The 2,095-nt window shown below is 57.9% G+C and carries 1 pseudogene; it reads left to right on the top strand.

Annotation, left to right across the window (positions count from 1 at the left end):
• Window positions 1-80: 80 nt before the first annotated feature.
• Window positions 81-1,219 (top strand): annotated as a pseudogene (locus HY26_RS17180) (IS3 family transposase).
• Window positions 1,220-2,095 lie beyond the last annotated feature (876 nt).

Below are 2,095 nucleotides of genomic sequence, written 5' to 3'. Positions count from 1 at the left end.
GTGACCTGCTCCCCGAAAAATCCCTCGTTTGAGGCTGGAGTTTTCGCGTAATGATCCCAGGCTGGGATGGAGCGAAAGCGATGAAGGCATCGAAGTTCACGGACGCACAGAAGGCGTTCATACTGAAGCAGGGCGAGGAAGGGATTCCGGTCGCGGAGGTGTGCCGCAAGGCCGGGATCAGCCAGGCCACGTATTTCAACTGGAGTGAAGCGGAATAGAAATCGCACTGCGATTTCCCGCAAAACAAGTATGGCGGCTTGTTGCCGTCGGAGATGAAGCGATTGCGGGAGCTCGAGGAGGAGAACTCCCGGCTCAAGCGGATCGTAGCCGATCTCACCCTCGACCGCGAGATTTTGCAGGACGTCATCAAGCGAAAGCTTTGAAGCCTGGCCGCAAGCGCAAGCTGGTCAACGAGGTGTGTTACGACTGGACGGTCTCGATCCGGCGGGCCTTCGGGCTCCTGGTCCTCGATCCGAAATCCTATCGCTACACCTCTCGCCGGCGCGACCAGGCTGCTCTGGAACTGCGCATCCGGGAGATTTGTGAGACGCGTGTCCGATACGGCTATCGGCGCGTCTACGTCATGCTGCGGCGTGAAGGTTGGGTAATCAACATGAAGAAGGTTCGACGGATCTACAACGAACTAGGCCTGCAATTACGCAACAAAACGCCGAAGCGATGGGTCAAGGCCAAGCTCCGGGACGACCGCAGGGAGGCAACAGGCTCCCACGATGCCTGGGCGGTGGACTTTGCGCACGACCAGCTGGCGAGTGGCCACAAGATACGCATACTGACGCTGATCGACATTTACTCACGCTACTCGCCTGTCATCGATCCGCGGTTCAGCTATCGCGGCGAGGACGTTGTTGCCACGCTCGACCGTGTGTGCGGCAAGATCGGCTATCCGAAGACGATCCGGGTCGACCAAGGGTCCGAGTTCGTCTCCCGGGATCTCGACCTCTGGGCCTATGCAAACAATGTAACGCTGGATTTCTCACGGCCCGGAAAGCCGACAGACAATGCCTTCATCGAGTCCTTCAATGGGCGGTTCAGGGCAGAATGCCTGAACCAGCACTGGTTCATGAGCCTCGCCGATGCGAGGGAAAAGCTGGAGGCTTGGCGTGGAGACTACAACACGGTAAGACCCCACAGCGCGATCGGGAACAAGCCCCCGATTACGCTGATGAATCACCTCGGCGAAACCAGCCCGCTAAGGTGAGGAAGCGCCAAAAACTCCAGCCCCGAATAAGGGCAATTTTGGGAGCGGTTCACTTGCGACAGACTCTCCATTCAAATGCGGGACCAGACGGGGCTCAGGTCACCAGGTACAAAGAACTCTGCTCGATGGGAGACTACGGTGCCGGGCCGGAATTGAGAAAAGTCAACCGTGAAGGCGAGTTCCAGAGCAAACTACTGCAAGCATAAAGCCGCCTTTCAGGAAGGAACAGGCCAATGAAATTTTCCATCCTTTTGCCAGCAACAATGGCTTTGCTGTTGATGGCTGCTTGTAACAAGCCGGAAGCAAATCAGCCGACGAGTGAAGTGTACGCGCCTCAACCGGAACCGCCGAATGAGACATCAGGTTCCGGCTCGGGAGGGACTGCTGAAACGGTGGAGCCGGGGCTGCCGTCTTCAGAAGAGCCTGCCGCTCCGCCTCCGGAAGAAGAGCCCCTCCCGGATTCGGAAGGCACGGCTCCGGCTTCCGCGGAAACTTCTCCGCCTGTACCCGGCGACAGCGCGTCCCCCGCACCTGCTGACACATCGGAGGCGCCTGGTGAGGTTCCGCCTGATGGGCAAGAGCCACCTCAGGATTAGTCGCGGCAAGAGCCCGCCCCAAGGTAGATGTCTGCCCCGGCTTGGGGCAGCATCAATGGGCGCCGGAAATGGCGGCGAAAAACAAGTGCTTCCGGTCGTCAAAGTGCCCTGCCATGCGCACGAATGCATAGCTCACTGGCGCGCAAAATGCGGATTTTAACGTCATTTCCTGACAATCCATGATCTCGAGAAAACCCTAGTGCTCTGTAATTAAAGCATTTAGGTGATTGCCGTATTCTTGTTCCGATTTTTGTAATCAGAGGGTCGCGGGTTCGAGTCC

This window comes from Hyphomonas sp. GM-8P (genome assembly GCF_003263315.1).
Classification (GTDB): Bacteria; Pseudomonadota; Alphaproteobacteria; order Caulobacterales; family Hyphomonadaceae; genus Hyphomonas.
The sequence above is the reverse complement of the archived record's forward strand: the minus strand, read 5'-3'. Positions and strand labels throughout refer to the sequence as shown.